Genomic DNA, 5,027 nt, shown 5'->3' with positions numbered 1-5,027 from the left:
GGGCCATAACCGTCGGTCGGACCGTATTGCAAGGCGACCTTGCCTTGCTCCGACAATATCTTGTCGAACGCCACCTTCAACTGTTCGACCGGGAAAGTCGCGGGCGAAGGCAGGCCGCCGGCGAAGGAAATGATTTCCGGGCGCATGGTGATCTTCAGGATTTCACGGATGGCCGAACTTTGCAGTTTCTGCGCGCGCTGCGAAAAATGCCATTGCAGCGGGGTTGGATTTTCGATTTTCATACTATTCTCTTCAAGTGATCTTGTTCTGAGAGGCTGTCGGCCAGCGGCCGGCCGGAGCCGGGCCTGGACAGCAACAGCCTGTGATTTTTATGATCTGCCGTCTCCTGGGCTGGCAGCGGATGACGCTGCCAGGACTACGCTGCTGTGCGGCGAGGGTTACTCCAGCTCAGCAATCATTTCAATTTCTACGCAGGCGCCCAACGGCAGCTGTGCTACGCCGAATGCGGAACGGGCATGCTTGCCCTGCTCGCCGAATACTTCGCCGATCAGTTCGGAGGCGCCGTTGGTGACCAGGTGCTGCTCCGTGAAATCAGGCGTCGAATTGACCAGGCTCATCAGCTTGACGACGCGCTTGACGCGCTTCAGGTCGCCGCCGCATGCTGCTTGCAAGGTGGCGATCAGGTCAATGGCGATGCCGCGCGCGGCCAGCTTGGCTTCTTCGGTAGTGGTGTCCTTGCCCAGTTGACCGACCCAGATCTTGCCGTCTTTCTTGGACAAGTGACCGGACAGGTAAACCGTGTTGCCGCTTTGGGCGTACATCACATAAGCGGCGGCAGGTGCGGCAACCGCAGGCAATGTGATATTCAGGGCTTGCAACTTTTCATATACAGACATCTGACACTCCGAAAAAAAATCATTTGCCCGCGCTTTTGGCGCCAGCAGCAATGACGGGATAAATGGGATACAGCCGGCTGGCGCCCCGCCAAATTCCGGCCAATACGGGATTATCTCACCCCAGCGCCCAAATTGCGAAATGTGGCTTGGTATTTTGGCAGCTACGTTTGGCATCTTCGTTTGCCATCCACGTTTGCATCTACGCAGCCTGCCGCCGCACCGCCATCTTGCGGCCGAACGCCACCACCACCAGCACCGCCAGCGCAAACAGCATGTTGCCGGCCTCCAGAGTCTCGCCCAGCAGCAGCGCCGCTCCCAGCAAGGTCAGGAAAGGCTGCAGTAGTTGCACCTGACCAACTCGTGCTATGCCGCCCAGCGCCAGGCCCTTGTACCAAAAGAGGAAGCCGATAAACATCGAAAACACCGACACATAGGCAAATCCCAGCCAGGCCCTGGGTGACGCGCTGACCCCGTAACGCCATCCCAGCCAGACGGTTATCGGCAGCAGGACCGGCAAGGAAAGCAGCAGCGCCCAGGCGATCACCTGCTGCCCGCCCATGGTTTGCGACAGGCGCCCGCCTTCCGCGTAACCCATGGCGGCGGCCAGCACTGCCGCCAGCAAGGCCAGGTCGGCCGCCTGCAAACCGCCGCCGCCCTGGCTCAATGCAAAAACGACAACGATGAGACTGCCGATCACCGCAGCGATCCAGAACCCGACCGAGGGCCGTTCGCCAAAGCGCAAGGCGCCGAACAAGGCCGTCGCCAGCGGCAGGACGCCGAGCACGATGGCGCCGTGCGCCGCCGGTACATAACGCATCGCCACCGATGAAAACACGGGAAATCCGACCACTACGCCCAGCGCCGTCAGCGTCAGGGGTTTCCATTGCGCGGCGGTCGGCAGCTTGGCTTTCAGCTTCCACAGCAGCAGCATGGAACACAGCGCAGCCACCACCGCCCGGCCGAACGCCACGAACACCGGATTCAGCTCCGCCACCGCCATCCTGGTAAACGGCAGGGTCAGGCTGAACACGGCCACCCCGGCCAGTCCCAGCCACATGCCCTTGGATTCGTCCGTCATGCCGCTTGTCCTTGTATTCAAAGCCAGATCGAGACTGCGGAATAGATCGTCAGCAGCACCATTACCGTACAAAACACACGCTGCCACAGGGGCTGCGCCAGGTAGCGCCGCAATACCGAACCGGCGCCGGCCCAGACGCTCACGCATGGCAGGTTGATGACGCAGAACACCAGGCAGTAGATGGCGATCGACAGCCAGATCGGCTCCAGCGGCGGCAGGAACGCCGAGGCGCTGGTGATGGCCATGATCCAGGCTTTCGGGTTGGCGGCCTGGAATGCCGACGCGCCAAGGAAAGTCATCGGCTTGCGGTGGCCGCCGGCTTCCGATTTGAACGACATGTTGCGCAGTTTCCAGGCCAGGTACAGCAGGTAGCCCGAACCCAGCGTCTTCAGGATCACATGGCTAGCCGGCAAGGCCAGCACCAGGCTGCCGATGCCGGCCGCGCACAGCACCAGCATGACGCCGAAGCCGAAGGTCACGCCGAGCATGTGCGGGATGGTGCGGTTGAAGCCGAACATGATGCCGGACGAAGTCAGCATGATGTTGTTCGGGCCTGGCGTGATCGACGACACGAAGGCGAACACGGCGAGCGGCAGCAAGGAAGCCAGCATCATGACACGCTGGTGGCCGGGTGGAAGCCAGGGCCGCGCAAGCGTGCCAGCAGCGCCCGCAGGATGCCCGGCCTGCCACGGTGGCGCTGCGGCAAGCCGCCAAGGCTGATGCGGCTGTTGCCCGGATCGGCTTCCACCACCACCATCCGCCCCGGCAGCAAGGCCAGCGAGCGGCCGGCGCGCAGCCAGTGGTCTTCCGGCTGGCCTTCAAAAGTCACCCAGACGCGGCCGCTGACCACTTTCAGGATCACTTGCTGTTCGGTCACGCCGGACAGCACGCTGCCGCCCGACAAGGTATGAGACTGTTGCTTGAATAGTGTTTGCATGGCGAACTCGCTTCCGGATTTGCAGCATTGGAGATTTAGGTCTATGCTAAGCCAATAAACCAATACAGTACCAATACAGTTAACCAAGTAATTTCTGACATTGTCCCGGCCAAATCACCAATACAGTATCCAGCACAGTGACCAACACAGTCCCTCCCCGCAAGCTGAGCAACAGCCAGCTGTCATCCGCCCTGCAGCCGCTGTCGCGCGATAGCGATACCTCGCTGGTCGAGCAGATCGTGCGCAGCATAGAAAGCCGCGTCAGCGACCGCCTGCTGCGCACCGGCGCCCGCATGCCGTCGATCCGCCAGTTCGCCGACAGCCACAGCGTGTCGCGTTTCACGGTGGTGGAAGCCTACGATCGGCTGGTGGCCAAGGGGTGCCTGGAATCGCGGCGCGGTTCCGGCTTTTATGTGCGCGAACGCTCGCCGCTGCTGGCCGAACGCGGCAACAACCCGGCCAGCAATCTAGGAAACGATCAGCAGCCGCAACTGATCGACGTGGTCTGGCTGGTGCGCAATATGCACCAGCAGGCGCCGCACAAGAAAATGCCGGGCTCCGGCATGTTTCCCAGCGAATGGCTAGATGCCGACCTGATCGCCAACGCCCTGCGCAGCATCAGCCGGCAGAATCCGGCGCAGCTGCTCTCCTACGGCATTCCGCAGGGCTTCCTGCCGTTGCGCCAGCAATTGCAGCTGAAAATGGCCGAACTGGAAATCGCCGCCACGCCGGAACAATTCGTCACCACCACCGGCGTCACCCAGGCGCTGGACCTGGTGGCGCGCCACTTTACCCAGCCCGGCGACGTGATTCTGGTGGACGATCCGTCCTGGTTCCTGATGTTCGCCTCGTTCGCCGCGCTCGGCGCCAAGGTAGTCGGCGTGCCGCGCCTGGCCGACGGCCCCGACATGGCCAAGCTGGCGGAACTGGTGGCGCTGCACAAGCCCAAGCTGTATGTGCTGGTCTCGGTGCTGCACAATCCGACCTCGACTTCGCTGTCGGCAGCCAAGGCGTTCCAGATCCTCAAGCTGGCCGAGGAACATGACTTCATGATTGTCGAAGACGATATCTATTGCGACATGCACCCCGGCTCCGCCATCCAGCCGGCGACCCGCATTGCCGCGCTCGACCAGCTCAACCGCGTGATCTACATGGGCGGCTTTTCGAAGACGCTCTCGCCCAACCTGCGCTCCGGTTTCATCGCCACCTCGCTCGAACTGGCGCAGCATTTTGCCGACCGCAAGATGCTGACCAACCTGACCAGCGCCGAAGTCGGCGAACGGGTAGTCTATAAAATCCTGTCCGAAGGCCACTACCGCAAACATCTCGACCGCCTGCGCAACAAGCTCGACAGCGTGCGCGACCGCACCATCCGGCAGATGGAAAGGATAGGCATGACGGTCGACATCAGCACGCCGGCCGGCATCTTTGTCTGGGCCGATACCGGTCACGACACCAATGTGATGGCGGAAAAAGCCCTGGCCGAGGGTTTTTTGCTGGCGCCCGGTGCCCTGTTCTCGCCCAGCCAGCTGCCCTCTTCAAGAATGCGGGTTAATGTGGCGGCGATGTCGGATCCGGCGATCTGGCGCTTCCTGGAACAGGAATGTGGCAAATAAGAAAACTTAATAACCGTCACGCCATCCGCTCCTGGTCGACTCTTGTAAAATCCGGATTACTCCCCATTTTTGGGCAATACTCAGCTTTACGCGATGAAAGCGGGCCAAGGCAGGCCGCTTTTATCGTTTTTACATTATTTTTTTACGTTTATTTACGTTTATACAGAGGAAACAATGGCCGTATCCGAAAAGCAAACCCTTGGTTTTCAGGCAGAAGTAAAGCAACTGCTGCAATTGATGATCCACTCGCTGTACTCGAATAAGGAAATTTTCCTGCGCGAGCTGGTTTCCAATGCATCCGATGCCGCCGACAAGCTGCGCTTTGAAGCGATCAACAACGGCGCCCTGTTCGAGAACGACCCGGAACTGAAGATCAAGGTCGCTTTCGACAAGGCTGCGCGCACCATCACCATCTCGGACAACGGCATCGGCATGAGCCGCGATGAAGCCATCTCGCACCTGGGCACCATCGCCAAGTCCGGCACCAAGGAATTCTTCTCGAAACTGTCGGGCGACCAGCAAAAAGATGCGGCCCTGAT

At 60.6% G+C, this 5,027-nt stretch carries 6 protein-coding genes and 1 pseudogene; 2 read left to right on the top strand and 5 right to left on the bottom strand.

What is annotated here, in order from left to right; genetic code table 11:
- From JWQ61_RS20365 to JWQ61_RS20345, 5 genes and pseudogenes are all read right to left on the bottom strand, one after another.
- Positions 1–242 (bottom strand): annotated as a pseudogene (locus tag JWQ61_RS20365) (PLP-dependent aminotransferase family protein); the annotation flags it as partial.
- A gap of 156 nt (positions 243–398) precedes the next feature.
- Positions 399–857: a RidA family protein gene (locus JWQ61_RS20360; RefSeq protein WP_041741972.1), complete on the bottom strand. Its 459-nt coding sequence runs from the start codon at positions 855–857 to the stop codon at positions 399–401.
- 199 nt (positions 858–1,056) lie between these two features.
- Positions 1,057–1,935 (bottom strand): DMT family transporter, encoded by an 879-nt coding sequence (locus JWQ61_RS20355; RefSeq protein ID WP_304362113.1) that lies wholly within the window; start codon positions 1,933–1,935, stop codon positions 1,057–1,059.
- Positions 1,936–1,952: 17 nt separating this feature from the next.
- A complete protein-coding gene (locus JWQ61_RS20350) occupies positions 1,953–2,546 on the bottom strand; it encodes a LysE family translocator (protein WP_304362115.1) in 594 nt (197 codons plus the stop codon).
- Complete coding sequence (locus JWQ61_RS20345) at positions 2,546–2,872, bottom strand: DUF2917 domain-containing protein (RefSeq protein ID WP_304362112.1); 327 nt, start codon at positions 2,870–2,872, stop codon at positions 2,546–2,548. Before JWQ61_RS20345 ends, JWQ61_RS20350 begins: the two co-directional genes overlap by 1 nt.
- Before the next feature lie 164 nt (positions 2,873–3,036).
- Between JWQ61_RS20345 and JWQ61_RS20340 the strand changes: the two genes are divergently transcribed.
- Together JWQ61_RS20340 and JWQ61_RS20335 are read left to right on the top strand one after the other, a co-directional pair.
- A complete protein-coding gene (locus JWQ61_RS20340) occupies positions 3,037–4,488 on the top strand; it encodes a PLP-dependent aminotransferase family protein (protein WP_304362114.1) in 1,452 nt (483 codons plus the stop codon).
- Between the two features lie 174 nt (positions 4,489–4,662).
- On the top strand, positions 4,663–5,027 hold a 365-nt coding region (locus JWQ61_RS20335), incomplete at its 3' end, for an ATP-binding protein (RefSeq protein WP_304362111.1).

It is taken from the genome of Collimonas fungivorans, assembly GCF_028292705.1.
GTDB classification, from domain to species: Bacteria; Pseudomonadota; Gammaproteobacteria; order Burkholderiales; family Burkholderiaceae_D; genus Collimonas; species Collimonas fungivorans_B.
This window is presented reverse-complemented; position numbering and strand designations above follow the sequence as displayed.